This is a genomic window from Pseudomonas sp. LRF_L74 (assembly GCF_965644255.1).
GTDB lineage: Bacteria > Pseudomonadota > Gammaproteobacteria > Pseudomonadales > Pseudomonadaceae > Aquipseudomonas.
Genome location: NZ_CBFFRH010000003.1, coordinates 407,452 through 431,024 on the forward strand (window position 1 = coordinate 407,452; position 23,573 = coordinate 431,024).

A 23,573-nucleotide genomic window follows, 5' to 3' on the forward strand; every position below is an offset into this window, starting at 1 on the left:
TGTCAGGCGCAAAGCTCCGAGGCGGCCACATCGACCCAGACGAACTTGGCCGGATCGACCCGACGTTCCTGGTCCAGTCGATAGGCCACCAGCCGCCCGCCCATCACCGCGCTGTAGTCCAGGCAGGCCAGGTTGGCCTGGATCGCGGCGGGCTGGCCGCGCCGCCAGTAGTGGCCGACGAACAGCAACGGCTGATCGGCGCCGTATTGCAGCAGGCGATTGCGATCGGCGGAGGTGAGCGGCTGCTCGGCCACCCCGTCGGGCAATCCGTCCGGCTGGAACACCACGTCGCCGTATGTCTGTGGGTTGTCCGCCCAGAACTTGGTGCGGAAGGAAGAACGGGTGAAGCCTTCCTCGCTGGTCAGTGTGAGGCCATCGGGTAACGGTAGGTCGGTGCCGCGCAGCAGGCGCTCGAACACCTGATAGGCAAAGCTGCCCTTGACCGAGGATGCCTCGACGAAGGCAGCATTGGTAACCGCATGCGGATACTGGCCGCGCAGACGCTCGATCAATTCGCCATCCCAGCAGGCATGCACCATGCGGAAACGGCCAGCGTCGATGAGCAGCGGCAGGCCCTGGAACCAGCCGAGGAAATCACGCCAATCGTGGGGGTGCCGGGCAAACTGACGGAAGGTTTCCGCCAGCAGGCGCTCATGGCGAGCGGTGTGCTCATGCACGAACTGACGGCCACTGTTCGCTGCCGCCGGGGTATTCCAGGCCAGGGCGTTGTATTCGTGGTTGCCCATGATGCACAGCGCCTGGCCGGCATCGACCATGTCGTGCACCAGGTGCAGGGCTTCGCGGATACGCGGCCCGCGGTCGATCAGGTCGCCGAGGAACAGCGCCATGCGCGTCGGATGACGCCAGACGCCGCCACGCAGGCGATAACCGAGCAAATCGAGAAGGCGCGCCAGCGCCTGGGCACAACCGTGCACATCACCGATCAGATCGTAGCCGCGCCCCTGGTCGATCAATCGTGGCTCCACTGCCTGCCGTTCCAGCCCAGCTTGGTCCGGCATACTTCGTAGTAGTTGTGATCCAGCGGGTGGATCAGGCGCAGCTTGTGCGGTTTCTTCGCCACCGTGATGGTGTCGCCGGGCGAGCAGGTGAAGTGGTTCTGCCCGTCGCAGGACACCAGCGGGTAGATCGGCATGTCATCGGCGACGACGATCTTCAACTCGCTGTTGCCGTCGACCACGATGGGCCGGCTGGACAGTGTGTGCGGGTACATCGGCACGATGACGATGGCATCCAGCTTGGGATGCATGATCGGCCCGCCGGCGGACAGCGAGTAGGCGGTGGAACCGGTCGGCGTGGAGATGATCAGGCCGTCGGCCTTCTGGCTGCAGACGAAATGACCGTCGATGTACATCTCGAACTCGATCATCTTGGTCGATTTGCCCGGATGCAGGACCACGTCGTTGAGCGCATCGCCCTGGCCGATGGCCTCGCCGTTGCGACGCACCTCGGCCTCCAGCAGGAAGCGGCTCTCTTCGAGGAAGTGGCCATCGAGCACTTCGGCGACCTTCACTTCCAGCTCGTCCGGCTTGATGTCGGTGAGGAAACCGAGGTTGCCACGGTTGATGCCGAGCACCGGAATCTTGTTGCGCGCCAGTGCCCGCGCCGCGCCGAGCATGCTGCCGTCGCCGCCGACCACGATGACCAGGTCGCAGACTTCGCCGAGAATCTTGCGCGACGAGGTCTGCAAGCCATGGCCAGGCAGCACTTCGGCAATGGTGTCCTCGAGGATCACGTGCAGTTGCCGCTCGAGCAGGAAGTTTTTCAAACGGCGGATCGTGTCCAGCACATGGGCACTGCCCAGGCGACCGATGATGCCGATATTGCGGAATTGCTCCATGGGGCGCTCTGCAACGGATGGAAAGTGGCCGGATTATGGGCGAAAGGCAGCGGCAGCGGCAAACCGGCTATGCTCGGCCAATGGACAACACCTACCTTGATGAGTTGCTCGGCGAACTGCACCAACCTGCGGTGCGCGACCTTGCCTGGACCCTGCTCTCCCCAGGCCTGCTGGCGACGACACAAGACCTGCGCCATCCGCTGGCAGCCAGCGAATGGCTGGCCCGCCCCGGGCGTCTGCGTGACTGGCTCATGCTCCAGGAACGCTCGCCCGAAGCGCTCCTGCACTGGCTGGAAGAACATCCCAGCCGGCGCCTGGGGCGCTACTACGAGCAGCTCTGGCAGTTCGCCCTGATGGCCGCGCCGGACGTCGAGCTGCTGGCCGCCAACCTGCCGATCCGCGATGCGGGTCATACCCTTGGAGAACTGGATCTGTTGCTGCGCGATAGCCAGGGAGTCCATCACCTGGAACTGGCGATCAAGCTCTACCTCGGGCCGGCCGATGGCGACGGCAGCGACGCCGATCAATGGCTCGGCCCCGGCAGCCAGGACCGGCTCGGCAGCAAACTACGGCATATGTACGAACGCCAGTTGCCACTCTCGGCCAGCACCCAGGCCCACACGGCACTGCAATCCTTCACCGCACTCACACCACGCGCCAGCCTCTGGCTCGGCGGTTATCTGTTCTATCCCTGGCAGCAGGCCTGCGCCGCCCCGAGCCAAGCGGCCGCTTGGCATCTGCGTGGCACCTGGTTGCGGCGCCAGCAATGGAGCACATTCGTCGATAGCCATGCCAACTGGCAGCCACTGCAACGCGGCACCTGGCTGGCTCCAGCCGCACTCGACAAGACAGCCTTATGGACCCGCGACCAGTTCACGGCCTGGCTGCTGCAGTTGCCTGACGATGCCCCTGCACAACTGTTGGTGCGCCTGGAGCACGATGCAGCGGGCCGCTGGCGAGAAAGCCAACGCGTGTTCCTGCTCAGTGACCGCTGGCCTCAAGGCTAGCCAGGGCAGGAGCAACCGCCTATCAATTGCTTCGATCAACCCTGCCGCCACTGCGGGCCAGGTAGCCGGGACCGCTTTCGCACAGCAACGCGTCGCGCTGGACCGCCGGCAACGCATCGACGCCATCGCGCAGGGCGTAGGCGGAGAATCCCAGCTGGGATAGCAGGAACACGGCACTGGCACTGCGCCGGCCGCTGTCGCAGTAACACAGGTAGGGCCGGCTCTTGTCCAGCAGGCGCGTCTTCAGGCGTAGCAGGTGCAGCGGCATATTCAGGCTCTGCGGGGCATGGGCGCGCTCGTACTCTTCAAGCAGGCGCACGTCCAGCCACTGTGCCCCGGAAGCCAGCAGGCGCGTGGCCTCGCCGAGGGACAATTCATCGACCACCGGGGCCTTGAGCAAGGCGAAGAAATCCTGGCGATCCAGGCTCAGCACGACACCGTCCTCGATCAGGGTGACGCTGGCGTTGCGTGGCTGGTCCGAGAGCAGCGCTTCTTCACCGAAACAGGCACCGACTTCCAACTCGGCCAGCACCTGGCTCGAGCTGCCGTGATCAGCCATCACCTCAGCCCTGCCGCTTTTGAGGAAGTAACAACGGTCTCCCACCTCGCCCTCGGTAAGGATGCGGCTTCCGGCAGGCAACTCGTGAGTCTGAAGGCGCCCGAGCATGGTCCGCACATTACCTGGCGGCACCTTGGCAAACAGGGGATTTTCCAGCAGGCGCGCCAGCCATTCCAGTTCCTCACCAGCGCCACCCAACTCCAGCAACAGGTCCTGATAGGACAGGCGCCAGGTCAGCATGCGGCCAAGCTGAACACTGTCCAGCGCAAGCACGCTGACATCGCTCAGGGCACGAATCTCATGCTGGCGCGGCAAGCCAGGCGAAACCGGATGGCAACTGATCGGGGAGCCGGCCTGCTGGCGTTGCTCCAGACCATCGGCATCACGCAGGGAAAGCTCACCGGAAAGCAGATAAAAAGTGGTTCGCGCCTGATCCCCCAGACGCGCCAGCAACTGCCCGGCCAGATAGGGGCGCGGCACCAGTTGTCCGCGCAGCTCTCGCCATTGCTGCTCGGAAAACACATTGAGAGGCGTGAAACTGCGCAACTGCTCAGGGTTCAGAGGCTCGATCATGGTTCTGTTCATTGTGCCGCCAGCTCCCGCATGCGCGCGTCCATCGCACGCCTTCCCTGCAAACCACCGCTGTGCAGGAACACCAGGCGCGTGCCACGCGCAACGAAACCGGCACGCACCTGCTCGCGCAATGCCAGCAGTGCCTTGCCAGTGTAGACCGGTTCCAGTGGCAGGCCGCATTGCGACTCGGTATCGAGAATGAAACAAGCCAGCTCGGCATCGAGCCTGGCGAAGCCACCACGGCTTGCATCTACCAGCCGATAGTTGGCCCCATCGCCATCCAACAGGGTGTGCAGGTTACGTTCGATACCATGCCCCGCCGGAACCGCCATGGCGCCATGGACGAGACGACCACTCCCCTGCTCCGCCAGGACCAGCCCGGCCAGCGTGGTCCCGGTTCCGGCCGCCAGCCACCAGCCTTGGTAATCCAGGCCGCCCAACGCGGTACGTACCATCTCGACCATGGCCGCACAACCTTGCGCCGCAGGCAGCCCTGCGCCGCCCTCGTTGATCGGCAGAAAGCCTGGGTAACGCTGCAACCAGGGCGTCCAGAAATGCGTTTCATGGCGCTGCCGGTAGGCGCCGTAGCCGAGCCAGTGCAGGTGCATGCCCAGAGCGTGCAGATCACTGACCGTTGGCGTGTCCTGCTCGTTGCCGCGCAACAGGCCCACCGTCTGCAAGCCGAAACGGCGCCCGGCCGCAGCCAAGGCATGCAAGTGATTGGAATGAGCACCGCCAAGACTGATCAGCCCCAAGGCTCCGGCCTGCCGTGCAGCCAGCAGGTGGGGACGCAGCTTGAACCATTTGTTACCGCTGATCAGTGGATCGAGCAGGTCGAGACGCAATACCTGAACCTCGACCCCTGCCGCCTCGAGCCAATCGAGCGACAAGCGGTGCACGGGTGCGCTGGGTGCCCAGTTATCGATGCCTATCACCCGTTATCCGACAGTGCGCAAACGCGACAACGCCTTGTGCTGCGTACAGCAACCCGACTCGGCGGAAACGAAACGACTGGGACTGTCGATCCGCTCGATGGGCATTGCACAGCGTTCGCCATTCGGCAGTTGCGCCTCGCACACGGGGTTCTGGTAGTGCTCCAACCATTGGCGATACTGCTGCTCGCTGACGAAGCACTTGGACGCGGCATAAGCCAGGGGATTGTTCTGATAACGGGCGACATCCTGCAAGGGTACGGTCAGGTGACCGGCGCCAGGATGATAAACCACGAACACCACACCCAGCTTGGCCAGGCGCTCGAGAATCCGCTCACCGCCCTGACGCGCCAATTCGTCGCGCTCAGCCGTGACCCGTTCCAGTTCCTGCTGAGTATGGGCCTGCTGCTCTACACGGTAGGCCAGCTCGACGTCACGAATGGCGACCTGCTCCCTGGACTCGGCCACGGCAGCGGCGACCTTGGCCTGCGACTCACGTTCGAACTGGCTGCGCAACAAGTCCATTTCGGTCCGGGTATTGTGTTCCAGAACGCGCCTCTGCCGCGACATATCCTCGCGGCCACTCTGGAACTGGGCAGCCTGCGCGCCCAGTTGCTCCTTGAGCCGCGCATTCAATGTTTCCTGCTGGCGCAGCGCCTGGAGCAGACGCTGCTGTTCGACCTGGACACTACGCAGTTGCTCGGCGCTGGCCATCTTGAGGCGCGCCAGCTCTTCCTCGTACTGCTGGCTCAGGGTACTGATGCGCAGGCGCTGCTGCTTGATCATCTGCGCGGCCTTGGCCCGCTGCTCACGGTCCTTCTCGGCGGCGGCCTTTTCCGCCTGGGCGAGAGCAGGGTCCGGTGCCTGCCAGCGATCCTCGGCAGCCACGTGCAGGCGCTCCGGCACCATTACGGCGCTGGACTCGTCCTCGACGATAAGCCCCAGGGCATTGCGTTTTACCGTGTCGCGCAGTAGCACCAGATCGTTGCCGCCTGGCGCGAGCGACGGGTCCCACAGGTGCATCTGGTGCCAGGACACCGGGCACTGGCTACGGCAGGCCAGGCGGATCGGCCCGGCGCCCATGTCGGGACCACGCCCGGCATTATCGGCAAGGTGGCGTAGCGGCAGGTTCCAGCCGCTATCGGCCGCGCCCTTTTCATCAAAATCCAGGAAGAAGAACACCACGGAGCGGATCATCAGGCGCGGGTTGATCAGCAGGTAGGCCATGCGCACCTGTTCATCGGCGAACTCAGGCATGTTGACCACGCTATCGAGCAGTGCCTCGAACTCGGGAAAGAGCATTTCCTTGCATATCCCGCCACGCTCACTGAAGAACATCACGGCCTCGACCATATGCGGCTTGTTCTGAATGCTCATGGTTGTCCTCGTGACCAACGACGTGAGTGGCCCGTGCAACGGGCTCTTCGATTAATACGCACCAGTCGCCATGGCGCAGGCAGGGTCGATCACAGCAGAACCGGTACAGGCTCGCGGCAGTCTAGGGCAAAGACCAGCGGCGCAGTGTGACTGGGTTGGCAGCCATTTGCCTGCGCCGAGGCCCGCCATGAATGGCGCAGAAGAACTGTGACGTGCTGCAAAAAGCGGTTGTAAGCGCCACGGTTAGAAGCAGGCTTGCCTGCAACTCAGCTCGTCTGCGGCCTGTAGCCCAGGCGCAAGCCGCCCCAATGCCGGCCACGCACCAGAATCGGCACCGACAGGTCGTGCATCAATTCGCCGGTATCGCGGGTGTAGGTCTGCAACAACAAGGGCTTCTGATGGCTGCCACAGCGCCTGCCGGTACGGTCGTTGAACAGGCGCTTGCTGCGGCAGTGCAGACGATCATGCTCGGGATTGCCCGTCGGCTTGTGGTTGAAGGCATTGTTATGGGTCGGCACATAGCCTTCCGGGGTGCAGGCGATGGCGAACACCAGGCCCTCGTGGTGGCCAAGCAAAGGCTCCTGGATGGCTGGCAAGACGCTGTCGGCGTACTGGTCGAAGCTGGTGCTGTAACGCACCGGCTCGCTACCCGGCTGCTGCTTGTAGTTACGGTCGAACAATGCGCTCTCACTGATGACGCCTCGCTGCAGATCGGCCTCGAAGCGCTCGGCGATGCGTTGCGCGCCATCCCGGGCAAGGTCATAGATTCGCTGGTGGTAATCGTCCAGGCCACCCTCGGCCAGGCGCTCGCTGATCGCCTCCGCCTGCCCTTCGAGAGAAGTGGCGGCCTCACTCAGGCGGGCGGTCTGCTGGTCGCTCACCGCCAGGTCCTCGCGCATCTGTTCGACCGCATGGAACAGCTCGTCGAGAGCCTGGCGGTTGCCCCGCGCGCCCTCGGCGATGCTTTGCATCTGCCCCTCCACGCCAACCGCCAGGCTGGCAATGCCATCGAGTTGTTCACCAGCGTGCACCACCTGCTGCACGCTGCTGTCGAGATCGGCGGACAACTGGCGAATCTGCTCCACCGCCTGCCCGGTGTCCTGCTGGATGTCGTGCACCATCACCCCGACCTCTTCAGTGGCGCTGGCGGTGCGCGCAGCCAGGCCACGTACTTCATCGGCCACCACGGCGAAACCACGACCATGCTCACCGGCCCTGGCGGCTTCGATGGCCGCGTTGAGCGCCAGCAGGTTGGTCTGGCTGGCGATCGACTGGATCACCTGGGTCACCCGCTGGATTTCCTCGCTGCGCTTGTTCAGGCGCTCGATGAGTTCGCGACTGGCGCCAGCACGCTGGCTGAGCTGGTGCATGCAGGTGATCACTTCGCGCAGACCGGAACGACCGGCATCGCTGTTGTCACGCACAGTGGTAGACGCTTCCAGCCCCTGCTGGCTGAGACGGGCGGTAGCATCTTCGGTGGCGATCATCTGCTCGGCACTGGTGACGATGCGCGCAGCGCCGTCGAGCATGGAGTCGAGTTTCTGCGCCAGGCGCTGCACGGCATAACTGACGCCTGCTGCCGACAGGGCATTACCGCTGGTTGAGCGAGACAGGTCGCGGGTCAACGCGGCAATATCGGGGCCGCTGTCCGCCGGTATCTCTGGCACGGGCCGATACAACAACGGCAACCACAACAGAAGCGCCAGCAGTAGCAGTGATATCCAGAGCGGCGCGGCCAGGTTCTGAACGAAAAACGCACCAGCGGCCAACAACAGGCTTTGCAGCAACGGGAACAACCAGGGACGGACGGACCTCGGCGACATGACGACCTCTTCCTGTTCTTATTTTCAAGGCACCCCGAGACTGACAGATCGGTGGCGACGCGGCCATTGCTGCACGTCGGATGGCTATTGGCCATAGCACTTTGGTGGTAATCCGGCAGTAGGCATGCCCTGGGTCAATTCGCCTTTGACAGGCCGTCGAAAAACATTCGCGTTGCCACGGCTCCGATCTCGTTTTCCAGCACCTTGCCAACTATAGCTGTGCGGCCAGATGACACATCGGCAACTTGTGCCCTGAACAGCTTTTCAGCTCCCCGACAAGCTGAATATTTATCGGTCCTGGCACCAATTAAACTGACCACTCAATCAACTAACGAACAACTTCGACCACGGCAGCATGTGTGAGCGCGATTTCGAGCCGGTCGCGGCTGACTTACAGGCCTGGATCGAAGCAGGCTGCCCGCTCCCATGATGCCGTGCATGCCCTGCCAAGTATTCAGGTCAGCGGGACGCGCAAGGCGTCGATGAGCGGCAGCGTTTGCGGGCGTATACCGCGCCACCACTGGAAAGACGCTGCCGCCTGCTCGACCAGCATGCCCACACCATCGGCAAGCACGTCCACACCTGCGTCACGGGCCAAGCGTAGAAAGGGTGTCAGCCCCTTGCCATAGACCAGGTCATAGGCCAGCGCTGCACCTTGCAAAATGCTGGCCTGGATCGGCGGCGCCACGCCTTGCAGGCTGGCCGACGTGGCGTTGATGACCACATCGAACTCCATCTCGCCAACACTCGCGTAGTCGCTGCAGCGTAGATCCAGCAAATGCAGGTGAGGTTGGACAATGGTCGCGGCTTGCTGGCGGTCGATGTCCACCACCATGACCAGGGACGGGCTCTGCTCGATGAGCGGGCGCAATATGCCACGCCCCGCACCGCCGGCACCGAGCAGGAGAACCCTGCGGCCTCCGAGGGGCAGGCCGAGGTTGTCCTGGATGTCATTTACCAACCCCACGCCATCGGTGTTGTCCGCTTCGAGGCGACCATCGATCCAGCGCAGGGTGTTAGCGGCTCCCGCCAGCCTGGCGCGCTCGGTGCTGCGCTCTGCCAGCGCCAGTGCCTGGACCTTGAACGGTACTGTCACGTTGAGCCCCCTGCCACCAGCCGAGAAGAACCGAGCGACCTCTCCAGCGAAGCCATCCAGCGCGCCCTCAATGGCGATATAGCTCATGCGCTGCCCGGTCTGACGAGCGAACGCCGTGTGTACATAAGGCGATTTCGAATGGCCTATCGGGTTGCCGATCACGGCGTATTGGTCACTCATGCGTCTTCTCTACGACAGGTCAAGGCACAAGGCCGGGCAGTTACAGTTGCGTCGACAAATCGGGCCGACCGGTATGCAATCAGGGCTGAGGGACGACCTCGCCCTGCTCACCGGCATCGGCTCCGCCCAAGCGGACCATGGTCAGTGCCGCACAGAAGGCGATGGCCGCCGGGATAGCCGCCAGGAGAAACATATGGCCGATGGATACCTGCATGGCAACCAGCAACCCACCGATCGCCGGCCCAGAGAAGGAACCGATGCGACCGACACCCAACGCCCAACTGATACCCGTGGAGCGCATCTGCGGTGGATAAACCAGGGCCGCGAGCGCATTCGCTGCTGTCTGCGTGCCAATCACGAACAGCCCCGCCAGGAACGCCAGCACCGGTAACAGCGTCGAGGTCAGTTCTACGTTACCCAGGATCGAGAGAATCAGCGCACCGCCCAGGTAACCGCAGGCCAGCAGGTAGAACGGATGAGTCTTGCGCACGAACAGCGCCAGCGACAGGGTGCCCACGATACTGCCGACCTGGATCAGCGAGGACGAGACCATGGCCGCATGCATCTCGACGCCCGCGTTGCGTACCAGGGTCGGAAACCAGGCGACCAGAAAGTACAGCGACAGGATATTGCTGAGGAACATCACCCACAGGGTGAACGTCTTCACCGCGCGGCCTGGCGCGAACAGGTTGCGAATCGATGAACCTCGTTCGGTCTTGCCGCCATAGATGTACTGAGCATCGCCGGCCGGCGGTGTGAGGGCGAGGCGACGCACCACACGGTCGAGCAGCCGCTGCTGGCCAAGACGCACCAGGCTGACGAACGACTCAGGCATGCACAGCACGATGACCAGAAACAGCAGTGCCGGAATCACACCGCCCAGGATGAACAGCGACTCCCAGCCAAAGCGCGGCGCCATCGCCGATGTCAGCAAGGCGGCGCTCGCCGCGCCCAGGGAAAAACCGCAGTACATCGTCATCACCAGCGCCGAACGGGTACGACGCGGGCAGTATTCGGAGGCCAAGGCAATGGAAATGGGCGTGGCTCCGCCAAGCCCCAGGCCACCGATGAAGCGCCATGCATACAACTCGTTCACCGAACTGGCGAACGCGGTCGCCAAGGAGCAGACAGCAAACAGCGCGACACAGGCGAGTAGCACCCTCTTGCGTCCGAAACGATCTGCTGCCGGGCCGAACAGGAACGCGCCGAGCATCGTCCCCACCAGGCCGGAAGCGAACACCGGGCCAAGCAGCTCACGCTTGATGCCCCACTCCTCGGTCAGCACCGGGGCGATGTAGGTGATCAGTTGCACATCGAAGCCATCGATGAATATCACCAGGCTACACACGATCAGAACCAGGTATTGCAAGCGCCCCATGGGCTGTTTGTCGACCAGAGCCTCGATATCGAAGGCAGGCGATGAATCAGTCGAAGCAGGTGCTTTTATTGTTGTTTGCATGATTTATCCGTAGGTCTGTTCAAAGACGACTGCATGGGTTCGGTGTGCGGATCAACTCAGAATTGCCCCCGACTCACGTAGACGGGTCTGCAACTCCGTCACCGAGACCGCCCTGACGTCGCCGTCGGTGCGAGCGGCCAACGCTGCGGCAGTGCCGGCGGCTTGCCCTAGCGCCATACCAATGGGCATGACCCGAATGGCGGCATGGGCCTCGTGACTGGCCGAGATGCCGCGCCCGGCGGCGAGGACGTTGGCCAGGCCCTGAGGCAACAGCGAGCGCAATGGCAAGGGATAGGCATGGTCTTCGCCCAGCTCTTCGAAGATCAGTTCCGAGCCGGTGGCCGGGTGAATGTCGATGGGGTAGGCACCCAGCGCGACGACATCGTCGAATGGCCTGGCGGCCCGTAGGTCAGCCGCCGTGATCACGTAATCGCCCTGCACACGGCGTGTTTCCCGGACCCCGACCTGGGGTGCGAAAGCGACCAGTTCGCCAGCGCCACAACCCGGTACCCGAGACGTGATGAAACGCGCGGCACGAACGGCCTGGCGACGCCCTTCGATTTCGGCCTGGCTGAGGCTGAACGGATCGGTCGCATCCACGGCGAGACGGCTGATGTTGAACCAGCCGTCGCTACTGCGCGGGATGCGGCTGACATGCAGCGCCGCGCGAGGCAGAAGACCCGTTGCGACGCCCTCGCGAGCCAGTGCGGCCAGTTGGTCAGCGGGTATCGCCTCGTACTGGGCGAAATCGATGGGGCCGAAACGAAACATCAGGGTGGCGGGTTGCAGCGTTTCGTTCTCGCCAAGACCGAGAAAGGTCGCACCTGCCGACCTCAACAGCTCCAAGTCTCCGGATGCGTCGATCACGACCTTGGGTTCGAAGTGCAGCAAGCCGCCCTTGGTCAGCGCCTGCACCTGGGTGACCACGCCGGACTCGGCACTGACCCTGGCCAGCACCGCATGGAACAGCACTTCCACGCCAGCCTCGACGATCATCTCATCGAGTACCACCTTGAGAGTCTCGGGCGAATACTCGACGCGATCCATGCGATGCCCGGTGGACATGGTCCAGCGCGTATGCCCGCAGGAACCTCCAGCCTGCTCCAGACGACCCACCAGCTCCCTCGCCAGACCACCGATCACCGGTCGCCCAGCGGCCGTTTCCCAACTGTTGAATTGGCCGACACTGGCGGCCGTCGCGCTGCCGCCCAGAAAGCCGTAGCGCTCCATCAGTAAGGTCCGGGCTCCGCTCCGGGCCGATGCGATGGCAGCCATGGTCCCGGCCATACCGCCGCCACATACCAGTACATCGATCTTGGCTGTCGGTTGTTCACTCATGGATCGTTCCCAGATTTCATTCATAAAAAAGAGAGTCACAGGATCGTGAACGGCAGGCTCACGATCAGGCGGGTTTCATTGAAGCTGTTATTGCTGCCCCACTCGCGGCGCAACGCCGAAGTACGCCAGCGCAGGGTGAGGTCCTTGAGCTCGCCGGACTGCACCGTATAGGCCAGCTCGGTTTCGCGTCCCCACTCGCTGCCGTTGTCGACCAGGCCGTTATCCACGCCATAGCCATGGATATAGCGGACCATGGCGGTCAAGCCCGGTACGGAAAGCGCCGAGAAGTCGTACAGGTACTTGAGTTGCCAGGAGCGCTCGCCGGCGTTGTCGTAGCTTGCCGCGTAGCTGTCGTTCGACAGTGAGGCGCCATTGGTACCGGTGACACGGAACCAGCCACTGCGTCCGTTGAGCTGCTGCAAGCCGAGGGAAAAGGCATGGCCGGCGCGCGAAGCGGTGAGCATGCCAGTCCAGGTGCGGTTCTCCAGATCACCAGCACGCGCCTGGCCATCGTCGCACCCAGTGAACAGTGCCAGGTAGCCTTTCAGGCTCCAGTCAGCGACCTGCTCGGTGTGGGTCAAAGACAGCATGTTCTGCTGGTAGATGTCCTGCAGTTGCGCATGCCAGGCGCCCACCTGGGTGCGACCCTGATTGAGCCGATACTCGCCACCGATGTAGTTGAAGCGGTCGGAGCGCACGCCCAGGTATTGCAGGTCCTCGAGGCTGGCATCGTTACGCTGGCGGGTGGAGCGGAACTGCCCGGCGTTCAGGGTCAGGTCGTCCACATCCTGGGACGTCACGGCGATGCCCTTGAACGTTTGTGGCAGCGAGCGGCCGTCATCGCCGCGCAGGATAGGCAGCACCGCATTCCATTCACCGATTTTCAGCTCGCTCTTGGCCAGTCGAGCCTTGAGCGTTGGCGAAACGCGCCCGAAATTGTCGGCCTGGCCACGGTCGTGCACCGGCAGCAATTGAGTACCGCCACTGCCAGCGCCGCCATCGAGCTTCTGCGCATAGCTGCCAAGAACATCCATACCGAAGCCGACTACGCCTGGGGTATACCCGGATCGTGCATCGAGGATGAAACTCTGGGTCCAGGCCTGGGCGTTGTCCTGGGTCGAGCCGTGGCCGATATAGTCGCGCTTCATGAAGAAATTGCGGGCGATACCGTTGACCGAAGCACCGGCGAAGAAGCCTTCACCGGCGGCGTACGCGGCACTGCTCGGCAAGGCGATGAGCACAGGCCACAAGGCTCTGGCCAGGAATTTGATTGGCAATGGGGGCATGGGATCACTCTATTCGCATCATTGTTTTTGTTGTTCATGCGTCTTAACGTGTGCCGCGTTTCGTTCGGCTGCGTTGGCATGTGCGGTCGATCCTAAGAGCTCCTGCGGGCCAGGAAGAAATATCGATTGGATAAGGCAGGCATACCTTTAAGGTTGAGGTGAGCGATGGAGCTTCGGCATTTGCGCTATTTCGTAAAGGTGGCCGAGCTCGGCAGCCTGAGCCGTGCCGCCGTGGCGCTGTTCATCGCCCAGCCGCCGCTGTCCCGGCAGATCCAGGCGCTGGAAGAGGAAGTCGGCACGCCCTTGTTGTTTCGCAGCGCCAAAGGCGTCACGCTGACCGCTGCGGGTCGCGTATTCCTGGCCGACTGCAAAGCCATGCTGGCCCAGGCCGAGCGTGCCAAGTTCAATGCCAAGCGTGCGGCCGATACCGAGGACGCACGGCTGAACATCGGCTTCATTCCTTCGGCCGCGCATTTCGTGCTGCCCAACCTGCTCTGCGACCTGCGCAGCCACCGTGCCGATGCCCAGTTGCGCGCCCAGGAAATGCTCTCGACCGAGCAGGCCGCAGCCTTGCACAGCGGCCAGATCGACATCGGCATCTCACGCTGGACAGGTGCCGATCCGTCGCTGGAAGATTTCTGCAGCTTGTCAGACCCATTCTGCCTGGTGGTACCTTGCCATCATCCCCTGGCGAAGAAACGCCAGCTGGAGCTGACTGACGCTCGCCACGAAGCCTTTGCCAGCTACCTGCGCGACCAGCCACGAGCCTACTTCGACCCGACCATGGCGTTGTGCGACGAAGCCGGCTTCAAACCCAACATCGCCTTCGAGGTCAGCTCTACCTACGCCCTGATCGACATCGTCGCCACCGGCGCAGCCATCGCTCTCGTGCCTGGCTCAAGCGTGTTATTCGCCAACCCGCGCGTGCGCTTTCGGCGCATCGACAGCTTCAGCCGCAGCGCCAGCCTGGTGCTGATTCGTCGCCGCAATGAGACCGCGCCGTTCGTACACGTCGCCGAGGAAGCGGGAATCGCACTCTTCGAACAGGTTCGCCGCACCATGCATCTACGCATAAAGTGAAGGGGCCATCAGTCCGACCGGGCAATGCTCGCGTCCGCCTGCTGGGGCCGACGTTCTCATATGCCCCCTACAGACGAATCACAGGCATCGCGTCGATCATGACCACGCTTCGAAGCCGGAAAAGCACCTAGCTCTTGCCCTGTGGATAATTCACCTGTTCACTGCTGCCATCCTCATGATGCAGTACCAGCAGCGCATCCTTGCCGCTCAGGAAGCGCTGCGCTTCCTTGAGGATGCGGCCCTTGGTCAATGCCCGTTTGGAAGCGCGAGTGGCACCCTGTTTGATCAGTTCCCAACCGGCGTCCGTTTGCCTGATGTGATAAATGCCCACCGTCGCTCCTAATGCCTCGATGCCCATGATTGATCGGAGAGACGTCGATCACCCAAGGTTCAGGCAAGGAGATGGGCGGCGGCCGAACAGGCCAGTTGGCCGTTCTGCCATGCTTTCTCCGGCGCAAGCATCGCTCATGGGCACGACCAGCGTGGAATGGCTCGTCTTGTCCAGGCAAGCGGCCAAAGCGACAAAAGAGTGGTGTCGACGTGCGTTTCCCGCACCTGCTGTTCCGGCGTCACGGCAGATTCTCGACCGTCCGTCCCGCAGCGGCAACCAATCCGGCCGGTCTTCACTCCCTACACGTATCGCCACTGACTGCGGAACGATGCATGTCCACGCGTAATCGAACCCAGCAACCGCCATCACCTCATCGCAACGGCCCGGATCGAGATACCGAGCCGTCCTCCCCAATCGACTGGCGCGATCCCTTTGCGCCACTTCCAGCGCAATCACCAAGGAGACATCCATGAGCGAGCACTCCCACTCCAACCTTTCAGGCTGGGAACGCATCCTATCCATCGGCGCAGGCCTGGCCCTGGCCGCCCGTGGCGCGGATGCCGGCGGGCCGGGCGGCGCGGTCAAAGCCGGGCTGGGTGGCCTGCTGGTGCTCCGCGGCGTACGCGGCCACTGCACGGCCAAGGGCCTGCTGCTGGACCCGGAGGCGGAACTGCGTCACTTGAGCAACGAACTGCAACGCCTTTCCAGGAACCTGGAGTCACTGGCCAGCCGTTATGCGCAGTTCAAGCGCGAACGCGACATCAGCGGGCTGGCCAGCCACGTGCGGGAAGCCGAACGCCTCGCCAGGATCGAAGCGGAGATATTCGCCGAAACCGAAGCGGCCGGCTTCGATATTCATCCACCGCGACTGTAGCTCTGCTCTCTGACGGACGGCGCTTCGTTCTAGCCCCTCTGGCGATGGCAGCGATTGCCTCCAGGCTGCCTCCCCGGCAGCCGAGCGCGGGACGGGTCATTCGCGCTGCGACATCTGCCGGTTTGCCTGGTCATACCTGCCAGGGCCGCACAAGCACGGAGGCCTGTCATCACGGGCTAACAGGTACTCGCGCGATGAACCGGATCATTCACCTGAGTCTGCTTGGGCTGTTGTCATGCACTGCGCAGGCCTCTGAAACGCCGCTCAATCTTGCTACACCCGAGCCGGCAGCCGCCACGCTGGCGGCCGATCCTTGCCAGCCCAAGGTCGATCTCAAGGACGACGACCCTACCAATGACGGCCTGCTCGAAGCATTCCCGGCGGATATCTGCCAAGGCAGCCAGGAAAGCGCCCAGGTCGCCAGGCAGTGGGCGACGCTGCAGAAATCCCTGCTCGCCAGGAGCCCCGACCCGGTACAGATGGCGCGCCTGATCGAGCAGGATCGCCAGACCCTGCAACATTGCCAGGGTAAAGGGTGCCGTATCGCCACGCTCAAGCAGCAGGTGGCGAACTACGTGAGCCTTTGGGAAAAGCTGCCTGACCCTGCCGGGCCGGCCGGTGCGCGCCTGGAGAGCTGGTCCTACAGCCCGAACAAGGTGGTCAAGCGTCTGCGTCCCCTGCTGCGTGACCTGGAACGTGCCTGCTTCGGCAAGCCGGTGCGCTACAAGGACCTGCGCCTGAGTGCCACACACGAAAACGTGGTCCTCGCCAGTTGCGCCACTGCCAACCAGGTCGCCCCGCTGTGGCTGGTCTCGGTCGCCGGAGAACAGCCGTCGGTACTCTTCGCCAGCGATACCGGCAGCGCCTGCTACCGCATGCCAGCGAGCAGCGGAGGCTATCCCGACCTGGGTTGCCCGGTCAGGCTCAGCGCCTCCATGATCCGCACCACGCTGTTCCGCTACGACGGCAAGCGCTACCAAGCGGCGTTGCTCCTCGACAAGGCGCGCTCCGAGCAGGGCGAAGTCACCCTGCGCTACACCCTCAAGTGAACCGCCAGGGTCGTTGCAGGCGGTATTCCGCCACTTTTCCCGCCATATATCGAACTTCAGTGGCGACATCTCGCCAAACGTGCACTACTTCACACTTCCAAAGCGGCCACACATACCGCGCAATCGCTGGCATTGGCGATTCCGGCATCGGTCTTGCTATCGGGCCACGCGACCTTTTGCCGCATGCGTCGAGCAGAAGTGCCGCCACAAGTACGTCCACCGGTTAGCCGAGCGGATCAAGGGTTTCTTCCAATAACAACGCGCCTCCCCCGCATCGTGGGACCACGCCTTAGAAAGCGCGGCCCGACCACGAACCGCTGACAGCCTTGTCATTCGCCTCACAGAAATGGTCACTCAAGCAATGAAGAAACTGTTCCTACTTCTCGTCTGCCTCACCGCAGCGGGATGCTCAAAGCCGCCACAAGCGGAAAAAACCGTCGATGTCCTGCTGATTGGCGGCGGCATCATGAGCGCCAGCCTCGGCACCTACCTGAACGAGCTCGAACCGGGCTGGAGCATCGACGTCTACGAGCGCATGCCCAGCGTCGCCGACGAAAGCTCCAACGCCTGGAACAATGCCGGTACCGGCCACTCGGCATTCTGCGAGTTGAACTACACCCCGGAAGTCGCCGATGGCAGCATCGACATCAGCAAAGCCGTGGGTATCAACGAGAACTTCGAGATATCCAAGCAGTTCTGGGCCTACCAGATCGACCAGGGCGTATTGAAGAACCCCAAGTCGTTCATCAACAACGTGCCGCACATGAGCTTCGTCTGGGGTGACGAGAACACCGCCTATCTGAAGAAGCGCCATGCCGCCCTGCAGCACAGCTCGCTGTTCCGTGGCATGCAGTACTCCGAAGACCCGGCACAGATCGCCCAGTGGGTGCCGCTGGCCATGGCCAACCGTGACCCGGCACAGAAGATCGCCGCCACCTACATGCCGATCGGCACCGACGTGAACTTTGGCGAGATCACCAAGCAGCTGTTCGCCTCGCTGACCCAGCGCGACAACGTCTCGCTGCACCTGCAGCACGAAGTACGCGGCATCACACGCAACCAGGACGGCACCTGGAACGTGCTGGTAGCCGATCTGGCCAACGACGAAAAGGAAACCTCGGTCAACGCCAAGTTTGTCTTCATCGGCGCGGGTGGCGCGGCCCTGCATCTGCTGCAAGAGTCCGGCATTCCGGAAGCGGAAGGTTATGCCGGCTTCCCGGTCGGTGGTCAGTTTCTGATGACCAAGAACCCGGAAATCGTCGCCCAGCACCAGGCCAAGATGTACGGCAAGGCCTCGGTCGGCTCGCCGCCGATGTCGGTTCCGCACCTGGACACCCGCGTGATCGATGGCCAGAAGGTCCTGTTGTTCGGACCGTTCGCCACCTTCTCCACCAAGTTCCTGAAGAACGGTTCGCTGTGGGACATGTTCGCCGCCATCAGCAGCGACAACATTGGCCCGATGAGCAACGCCGGCTGGGACAACATGGACCTGACCAAATACCTGATCGGCCAGTTGATGCTTAGCCAGAACGACCGCATGGCGTCCCTGCGCGAGTATTTCCCGAATGCCAAGGATGAAGACTGGGAACTGATCACCGCCGGCCAGCGCGTCCAGGTGATCAAGAAGGACCCGGAGCACGGTGGCATCCTGCAGTTCGGCACCGAGATCGTTTCCTCGGCCGACGGCAGCATCGCGGCCCTGCTGGGCGCCTCGCCAGGTGCCTCGACCGCCGCGCCGATCATGCTTTCGGTGCTGGAAAAAACCTTCAAGGACAAGGTCCAGACCCCGCAATGGCAAGCCAAGCTGAAGGAGATCATTCCCTCCTACGGCCAGAAGCTGAACAACAACCTGGAACTGACCAACAAGACCCGCGCCTGGAGCAGCGAGCGCCTGCAACTGAACTTCGTCGAAGTGCAGCCCGAAGCCACCGAGGCTGACGTCGCAGACGCACAGTAAGCGACCTGCCTGCGGGAATAGCGGTAAAACGCCCAAGAAAAAGGCAGCCCGAGGGCTGCCTTTTTTCGTTATGCCAGGCGATCAGTGCGACGAAGCACCACTGGCCCCCAAACCGGTTTGCGAACGCACGAACTGCGGATAGAAGCGCGCACGCTCTTCTTCGGCAGACGTGGACTTGTCGGTGATCGAGAAGAACCAGATACCGACGAAAGCCACGATGATCGAGAAGAACGCCGGGTACTCGTAGGGGTAGATGGCTTTTTCATGACCGAGGATCTGCACCCAGATGGTCGGGCCGAGGATCATCAGGCCAACCGCGGTGAGCAGGCCCAGCCAGCCGCCGATCATGGCACCACGGGTGGTCAGCTTCTTCCAGTACATGGAAAGGATCAGCACCGGGAAGTTGCAGCTCGCCGCGATGGAGAACGCCAGGCCGACCATGAACGCGATGTTCTGCTTCTCGAACAGGATGCCCAGGCCGATGGCCAGCACACCGAGGATCACGGTGGTGATCTTCGATACACGCAGCTCATCCCTCTCCGACGCCTGGCCTTTCTTGAACACGCTGGCGTACAAGTCGTGGGACACCGCCGAGGCGCCGGACAGGGTCAGGCCGGCGACCACCGCGAGGATGGTGGCGAAGGCCACGGCCGAAATGAAGCCCAGGAACAGGCTGCCGCCCACCGCGTCGGCCAGGTGCACGGCGGCCATGTTGTTGCCGCCCAGCAGCGCGCCGCTAGCGTCCTTGAAGGCCGGGTTGGTGCTGACCAGCAGGATCGCGCCGAAGCCGATGATGAAGGTCAGGATATAGAAGTAGCCAATGAACCCAGTGGCGAAGAACACCGACTTGCGGGCTTCCTTGGCGTCGGAGACGGTGAAGAAGCGCATCAGGATATGCGGCAGGCCAGCGGTACCGAACATCAGCGCCAGGCCGAGGGAGATCGCCGAGATCGGGTCCTTCACCAGGCCGCCGGGGCTCATGATCGCCTCGCCTTTCGGGTGCACCTTGATCGCCTCGCTGAACAGCGCGGAGATGTCGAAGTTGACGTGCTTGAGCACCATGATCGCCATGAAGCTGGCACCGGCGAGCAGCAGTACGGCCTTGATGATCTGCACCCAGGTGGTCGCCAGCATGCCGCCGAACAGCACGTACATGACCATCAGGATACCGACCAGCACCACCGCGACATGGTAGTTGAGGCCGAACAGCAGCTCGATCAGCTTGCCGGCACCGACCATTTGCGCGATCAGGTAGAAAGCCACCACCACCAGCGAACCGCAGGCGGACAGGGTCCGTATCTCCTTCTGCTTGAGGCGGAACGAGGCGACGTCGGCGAAGGTGTATTTGCCGAGGTTGCGCAGGCGTTCCGCGATCAGGAAGAGAATGATCGGCCAGCCGACCAGGAAGCCGATCGAATAGATCAGGCCGTCGTAGCCGGAGGTGAACACCAGGGCGGAAATCCCCAGGAAGGACGCCGCCGACATGTAGTCACCGGCAATCGCCAGACCGTTCTGGAACCCGGTGATGCCGCCACCGGCGGTGTAGAAGTCGGACGCCGACTTGCTGCGCTTGGACGCCCAGTAGGTGATGCACAGGGTAGCGCCGACGAAGACCACGAACATGACGATGGCCGAGACGTTCAGCGGCTGGCGCTGTACATCGCCTTCGATGGCACCGGCAGCCCAGAGGGCAGGAGCAACGGCCAGCAGGCCGATGGTCGAGAGAATACGTGCAATCATTTCTGCACCTCGTCGAGGATGGCCTTGTTCAGGCGGTCGAATTCGCCATTGGCGCGTTTGACATAGATACCCGTCAGCACGAAGGCGGACAGGATCAGGCCAACACCCAGTGGAATGCCCCAGGTCACCGGTGAGTCCGCGCTGATGCGCGTCCCCAGGACCTGTGGCTCGAAAGCGATGAGCAGAATGAAGGCCACGTACAGGCCTAGCATGATGGTGGAAAGTATCCAGGCGAATCGTTCGCGCTTGGCGACCAGTTCCTGGAATTGCGGATTCTGTTCAATCCGCTTGTAGATGCTGTCGTTCATTTTATTGTTGTCCTCTACAGCAGCACGGGTTGCTGGTATGAGCAACTCTAGTTCGCCCATGCATGGGTGATAGACGACCTTAGTCGTACGGCTGCTGGCAGGTTTGCCAGGAGTCGAATCGAGAAGCGTCTAGGTCGGGGGTTGGCTGGAAACCTGAGGCCGAATGCTGGAAAAAATCATTCGGTTCTGGCTTCCAGTATTACGCGCTCAGGAGGCACGGGCGCCAGCCATTCAAGCCGAACCGCCCTCTGCGCTCACTCAAACCAGCAACGCCTCGAATGCCTTGTCCGCCTCCAGGACGGCCGGCAGCGCGGCGAACAATTTTTCCAGGTCGACGCCGTCGAACAACGGCCCCTCGATATTCTCTCGTGCCTGCGCAGTCGGCCCGCCGTGAACCGCCAACGCATCACCGATCGCAACGGCCTGGGCGACGATGAAGGCATAGCTCCGATCATCCGGCGCCAGGGACGGACGCGCCTGATAACCGATGGCGGTCTGGATCAGTTTCGGCAGGTTCCAGCGCTTGGCCAGTTCGGCGCCTACCTCGGGGTAGCCGAAGCCCAGTTGCAGGGTCTCCTGGGCAGCGTGGGCCGTTCCGGCCTGGCCATGCAGATGTGCCGCGTATTCCGGTGCGCCAGTCTGGATCAGCAGTTCGCCAATGCCGTGCATCATGCCGCAGGTAAATGCCGCGTCGGCATCCTTGCCGCCCTGCTTGGCCAGCACTCGCGCCACGCTGGCCGCCCGAAAACTGTTCAGCCAGAAGCCCTTCAGGTCGAAGCCGGGTGGCGCCTTGAAGGCCCCGGTCATCGCCGAAGCCAGCACCAGGGTGCGCAGGGTGTTGAAGCCCAGGCGCATCGCCGCATCCTCGATGCTGGTCGCCTCGCGGGCGCCGCGAAACCGCGCCGAGTTGGCCAGGCGCAGGACCTTGGCGGCAATCACCGGATCTCGCTCGATATTGCGTGCCACGCTTTCCAGGCTGGTCGCGGGGTTGTCGAATTGCAGGATCAGGTCCTGGGCGACCTTGGGAACGCTGGGCAGGTTGTGCAGCTCGGCGAACAGTTTTTCGATATCCATGGGAGACCTCCTGGCTAATGCTCAGCCAAGAATAGGCAAGTTCCAGCGAGCACGCCGGCCGGTTGCATGGGCTTTTTTGTGACATCCCGATGGCCTGCTCCATCGCGGCGAATCGGCAATTGCCGCAACGTACCGACCTCTTTAAGATGCGATGCATTCTTAAATGCTACCCATGTGCAGGCAGCCGTGTCGTCGTCACCTACTCCGCTCTCCTCCGAGATCCACCGCCTCTACCGGGATCATCACGGCTGGCTGCTCGACTGGCTGCGCAAACGCTTGCGCCATGCGGACAACGCCGCCGACCTGGCCCATGACACCTTCGTGCACATCCTTGGCAAACCGCAGCGGGTCCAGGAGCTGCGCCAGCCTCGTGCCTGGCTGAGCACCGTGGCCCATGGCCTGCTGGTCGACCGGATCCGCCGGCAACGGGTCGAACGCGCCTACCTGGAAAGCATCGCCCACCTGTCGGATGCAGAAGTCCCTTCGCCGGACGTGCAACTGATCTTGCTGGAAACCCTGGCGCGCATCGATGCCCTGCTCGACGGACTGCCCGCCAAGGTGCGCACGGCCTTCCTGCTGTCGCGCCTGGAAGGCCTGGGCTACAAGGACATCGCCGCGCAGATGGGCATCAGCCTGAGTTCGGTGGAAAAGTACATGGCCCAGGCCATTCGCCACTGCTACCTGGCGCGCTTGGATCAATGAACGCGCCAGCGCTTCCCGATGCCGTACTCGACCAGGCCATCGGCTGGCTGGTACGCCTGCAGTCCGGCCATGCCGACGCGGCGACTATCGAAGCCTGTTCGCAATGGCGTAAGGCCAATCCGCTGCATGAGCAGGCCTGGCAAGCACTGCAACAGAACGAGGCGGACTTCCACGCCCTGGCCGCCCTGCCCGGCAATGTCGCCGCGACCACCCTCGGTCGCCTGCAGGATGGCCGCCACAACCGCCGCCAGACCCTCAAGCTGCTGGGGCTCGGCGTGCTGGCCAGCAGCGCCGGCTGGCTGACCTGGCGCCAGTCCCCGGGCCTGCGCGCCGACTTCGCCACCGCGACCGGCGAACGCCGCGTGTTCACCCTCGACGATGGCACGCGCCTGCACCTCAACACTGCCAGCGCCGTGAATATCCATTTCGGCGCCGACCTGCGCCTGATCGAGTTGCTGCAAGGCGAAGTCTTCATCGACACCGGGGCTGACGCACAGTCCGCCAACGGCCGTCGACCGTTCTGGGTGCAGACCCGCGACACCCGCCTGCAAGCCATCGGCACCGCGTTCGGTGTGCGCCTGGAAGATGGGCGCACCCGCCTACGGGTGGAAGACGGTATCGTGGCGATTGGTGCTGGCCAGGTGCGTGTGAGCGCCGGGCAGGAATACCTGATCGACGCAACCGGTAGCCGCCAGGTGGAAAACGACACCTTCAACGCCAGCGCCTGGACCCGCGGCCAACTGGTGGCCAAGCGCATGCGTATGGACGCGCTGGTCGCCGAACTGTCGCGCTACCGCCGTGGCTGGCTGGGCTGCGATCCAGCGGTGGCAGGCCTGGAAGTGTCTGGCGTGTTCCAACTGGACGATATCGACCAGGCCCTGAGCGCGCTCAGTGACTCCCTGCCGGTGCGCATCGAGCGATTCACACCGCTATGGACACAGGTAATGACAAGATGAAACCGGGCACAACC

At 63.0% G+C, this 23,573-nt stretch carries 21 protein-coding genes; 7 read left to right on the top strand and 14 right to left on the bottom strand.

Going from position 1 to position 23,573, the window contains the following annotated elements; genetic code table 11:
* Window positions 1-2: 2 nt before the first annotated feature.
* Both ACSZPK_RS10515 and ACSZPK_RS10520 read right to left on the bottom strand, forming a co-directional pair.
* Window positions 3-974 (bottom strand): metallophosphoesterase, encoded by a 972-nt coding sequence (locus tag ACSZPK_RS10515; protein WP_437881575.1) that lies wholly within the window; start codon window positions 972-974, stop codon window positions 3-5.
* A complete protein-coding gene (locus ACSZPK_RS10520) occupies window positions 971-1,858 on the bottom strand; it encodes an NAD(+) kinase (RefSeq protein ID WP_437881394.1) in 888 nt (295 codons plus the stop codon). The genes ACSZPK_RS10515 and ACSZPK_RS10520 overlap by 4 nt, the downstream gene beginning before the upstream one ends.
* A gap of 80 nt (window positions 1,859-1,938) precedes the next feature.
* Here ACSZPK_RS10520 and ACSZPK_RS10525 point away from each other — a divergent pair, with 80 nt between their 5' ends.
* Window positions 1,939-2,865, top strand: coding sequence for a DUF1853 family protein (locus tag ACSZPK_RS10525; RefSeq protein ID WP_437881395.1), 927 nt, complete (start codon window positions 1,939-1,941; stop codon window positions 2,863-2,865).
* A gap of 22 nt (window positions 2,866-2,887) precedes the next feature.
* Here the strand turns inward: ACSZPK_RS10525 and ACSZPK_RS10530 are convergent, their stop codons facing one another.
* The 8 genes from ACSZPK_RS10530 to ACSZPK_RS10565 all read right to left on the bottom strand — a co-directional run bounded on the left by ACSZPK_RS10530 (window position 2,888) and on the right by ACSZPK_RS10565 (window position 13,488).
* Complete coding sequence (locus ACSZPK_RS10530) at window positions 2,888-3,997, bottom strand: cyclic nucleotide-binding domain-containing protein (protein WP_437881396.1); 1,110 nt, start codon at window positions 3,995-3,997, stop codon at window positions 2,888-2,890.
* Between the two features lie 8 nt (window positions 3,998-4,005).
* Entirely contained in the window at window positions 4,006-4,929 is a 924-nt protein-coding gene (locus tag ACSZPK_RS10535) for a 1-aminocyclopropane-1-carboxylate deaminase/D-cysteine desulfhydrase (RefSeq protein WP_437881576.1), read from the bottom strand.
* A gap of 6 nt (window positions 4,930-4,935) precedes the next feature.
* Window positions 4,936-6,306, bottom strand: a complete 1,371-nt coding sequence (locus tag ACSZPK_RS10540; RefSeq protein WP_437881397.1) for a chromosome partitioning protein ParA — start codon at window positions 6,304-6,306, stop codon at window positions 4,936-4,938.
* Between the two features lie 266 nt (window positions 6,307-6,572).
* Window positions 6,573-8,129, bottom strand: a complete 1,557-nt coding sequence (locus tag ACSZPK_RS10545) for a methyl-accepting chemotaxis protein (RefSeq protein ID WP_437881398.1) — start codon at window positions 8,127-8,129, stop codon at window positions 6,573-6,575.
* 454 nt (window positions 8,130-8,583) lie between these two features.
* The gene (gene aroE, locus ACSZPK_RS10550) at window positions 8,584-9,405 is read right to left on the bottom strand and encodes a shikimate dehydrogenase (RefSeq protein ID WP_437881399.1); all 822 of its coding nucleotides are present in this window, start codon (window positions 9,403-9,405) and stop codon (window positions 8,584-8,586) included.
* Between the two features lie 79 nt (window positions 9,406-9,484).
* Complete coding sequence (locus tag ACSZPK_RS10555; RefSeq protein ID WP_437881400.1) at window positions 9,485-10,864, bottom strand: MFS transporter; 1,380 nt, start codon at window positions 10,862-10,864, stop codon at window positions 9,485-9,487.
* A gap of 51 nt (window positions 10,865-10,915) precedes the next feature.
* Complete coding sequence (locus ACSZPK_RS10560; protein WP_437881401.1) at window positions 10,916-12,202, bottom strand: FAD-dependent oxidoreductase; 1,287 nt, start codon at window positions 12,200-12,202, stop codon at window positions 10,916-10,918.
* A gap of 35 nt (window positions 12,203-12,237) precedes the next feature.
* Entirely contained in the window at window positions 12,238-13,488 is a 1,251-nt protein-coding gene (locus ACSZPK_RS10565) for an OprD family porin (protein WP_437881402.1), read from the bottom strand.
* A 180-nt stretch (window positions 13,489-13,668) separates the two neighbouring features.
* Here ACSZPK_RS10565 and ACSZPK_RS10570 point away from each other — a divergent pair, with 180 nt between their 5' ends.
* Complete coding sequence (locus ACSZPK_RS10570) at window positions 13,669-14,568, top strand: LysR family transcriptional regulator (protein ID WP_437881403.1); 900 nt, start codon at window positions 13,669-13,671, stop codon at window positions 14,566-14,568.
* Window positions 14,569-14,695: 127 nt separating this feature from the next.
* Here the strand turns inward: ACSZPK_RS10570 and ACSZPK_RS10575 are convergent, their stop codons facing one another.
* Window positions 14,696-14,899 carry a DUF2188 domain-containing protein gene (locus tag ACSZPK_RS10575; protein ID WP_437881404.1) on the bottom strand — a complete coding sequence of 68 codons (204 nt, stop codon included), beginning with the start codon at window positions 14,897-14,899 and terminating at the stop codon, window positions 14,696-14,698.
* 469 nt (window positions 14,900-15,368) lie between these two features.
* Here ACSZPK_RS10575 and ACSZPK_RS10580 point away from each other — a divergent pair, with 469 nt between their 5' ends.
* The 3 genes from ACSZPK_RS10580 to ACSZPK_RS10590 all read left to right on the top strand — a co-directional run bounded on the left by ACSZPK_RS10580 (window position 15,369) and on the right by ACSZPK_RS10590 (window position 18,779).
* A complete protein-coding gene (locus ACSZPK_RS10580; RefSeq protein ID WP_437881405.1) occupies window positions 15,369-15,773 on the top strand; it encodes a hypothetical protein in 405 nt (134 codons plus the stop codon).
* A gap of 194 nt (window positions 15,774-15,967) precedes the next feature.
* Window positions 15,968-16,822: a hypothetical protein gene (locus ACSZPK_RS10585; protein ID WP_437881406.1), complete on the top strand. Its 855-nt coding sequence runs from the start codon at window positions 15,968-15,970 to the stop codon at window positions 16,820-16,822.
* 361 nt (window positions 16,823-17,183) lie between these two features.
* Window positions 17,184-18,779, top strand: a complete 1,596-nt coding sequence (locus ACSZPK_RS10590) for a malate:quinone oxidoreductase (RefSeq protein ID WP_437881407.1) — start codon at window positions 17,184-17,186, stop codon at window positions 18,777-18,779.
* An 81-nt stretch (window positions 18,780-18,860) separates the two neighbouring features.
* On the opposite strand, the gene ACSZPK_RS10595 is transcribed toward ACSZPK_RS10590, so the two are convergent.
* From ACSZPK_RS10595 to ACSZPK_RS10605, 3 genes are all read right to left on the bottom strand, one after another.
* Window positions 18,861-20,519: a cation acetate symporter gene (locus ACSZPK_RS10595; RefSeq protein ID WP_437881408.1), complete on the bottom strand. Its 1,659-nt coding sequence runs from the start codon at window positions 20,517-20,519 to the stop codon at window positions 18,861-18,863.
* On the bottom strand, window positions 20,516-20,827 hold the full coding sequence (locus ACSZPK_RS10600) for a DUF485 domain-containing protein (RefSeq protein WP_437881409.1): 312 nt from the start codon (window positions 20,825-20,827) through the stop codon (window positions 20,516-20,518). Before ACSZPK_RS10600 ends, ACSZPK_RS10595 begins: the two co-directional genes overlap by 4 nt.
* 258 nt (window positions 20,828-21,085) lie before the next feature.
* Window positions 21,086-21,901, bottom strand: coding sequence for an HDOD domain-containing protein (locus tag ACSZPK_RS10605; RefSeq protein WP_437881410.1), 816 nt, complete (start codon window positions 21,899-21,901; stop codon window positions 21,086-21,088).
* A gap of 186 nt (window positions 21,902-22,087) precedes the next feature.
* On the opposite strand from ACSZPK_RS10605, the gene ACSZPK_RS10610 reads away from it, so the two are divergent.
* Both ACSZPK_RS10610 and ACSZPK_RS10615 read left to right on the top strand, forming a co-directional pair.
* Window positions 22,088-22,603 (top strand): sigma-70 family RNA polymerase sigma factor, encoded by a 516-nt coding sequence (locus ACSZPK_RS10610; protein ID WP_437881411.1) that lies wholly within the window; start codon window positions 22,088-22,090, stop codon window positions 22,601-22,603.
* Window positions 22,600-23,559 carry a FecR domain-containing protein gene (locus ACSZPK_RS10615; RefSeq protein ID WP_437881412.1) on the top strand — a complete coding sequence of 320 codons (960 nt, stop codon included), beginning with the start codon at window positions 22,600-22,602 and terminating at the stop codon, window positions 23,557-23,559. The genes ACSZPK_RS10610 and ACSZPK_RS10615 overlap by 4 nt, the downstream gene beginning before the upstream one ends.
* The last annotated feature ends 14 nt before the right edge of the window (window positions 23,560-23,573 follow it).

Bases quoted from the DNA above. Each gene is read 5' to 3' on its own strand.
- ACSZPK_RS10520 (WP_437881394.1), bottom strand. From the start codon at position 1,858: ATGGAGCAATTCCGCAATATCGGCATCATCGGTCGCCTGGGCAGTGCC.
- ACSZPK_RS10525 (WP_437881395.1), top strand. From the start codon at position 1,939: ATGGACAACACCTACCTTGATGAGTTGCTCGGCGAACTGCACCAACCT.
- ACSZPK_RS10530 (WP_437881396.1), bottom strand. From the start codon at position 3,997: ATGATCGAGCCTCTGAACCCTGAGCAGTTGCGCAGTTTCACGCCTCTC.
- ACSZPK_RS10540 (WP_437881397.1), bottom strand. From the start codon at position 6,306: ATGAGCATTCAGAACAAGCCGCATATGGTCGAGGCCGTGATGTTCTTC.
- ACSZPK_RS10545 (WP_437881398.1), bottom strand. From the start codon at position 8,129: ATGTCGCCGAGGTCCGTCCGTCCCTGGTTGTTCCCGTTGCTGCAAAGC.
- aroE (WP_437881399.1), bottom strand. From the start codon at position 9,405: ATGAGTGACCAATACGCCGTGATCGGCAACCCGATAGGCCATTCGAAA.
- ACSZPK_RS10555 (WP_437881400.1), bottom strand. From the start codon at position 10,864: ATGCAAACAACAATAAAAGCACCTGCTTCGACTGATTCATCGCCTGCC.
- ACSZPK_RS10560 (WP_437881401.1), bottom strand. From the start codon at position 12,202: ATGAGTGAACAACCGACAGCCAAGATCGATGTACTGGTATGTGGCGGC.
- ACSZPK_RS10565 (WP_437881402.1), bottom strand. From the start codon at position 13,488: ATGCCCCCATTGCCAATCAAATTCCTGGCCAGAGCCTTGTGGCCTGTG.
- ACSZPK_RS10580 (WP_437881405.1), top strand. From the start codon at position 15,369: ATGAGCGAGCACTCCCACTCCAACCTTTCAGGCTGGGAACGCATCCTA.
- ACSZPK_RS10585 (WP_437881406.1), top strand. From the start codon at position 15,968: ATGAACCGGATCATTCACCTGAGTCTGCTTGGGCTGTTGTCATGCACT.
- ACSZPK_RS10590 (WP_437881407.1), top strand. From the start codon at position 17,184: ATGAAGAAACTGTTCCTACTTCTCGTCTGCCTCACCGCAGCGGGATGC.
- ACSZPK_RS10595 (WP_437881408.1), bottom strand. From the start codon at position 20,519: ATGATTGCACGTATTCTCTCGACCATCGGCCTGCTGGCCGTTGCTCCT.
- ACSZPK_RS10600 (WP_437881409.1), bottom strand. From the start codon at position 20,827: ATGAACGACAGCATCTACAAGCGGATTGAACAGAATCCGCAATTCCAG.
- ACSZPK_RS10605 (WP_437881410.1), bottom strand. From the start codon at position 21,901: ATGGATATCGAAAAACTGTTCGCCGAGCTGCACAACCTGCCCAGCGTT.
- ACSZPK_RS10615 (WP_437881412.1), top strand. From the start codon at position 22,600: ATGAACGCGCCAGCGCTTCCCGATGCCGTACTCGACCAGGCCATCGGC.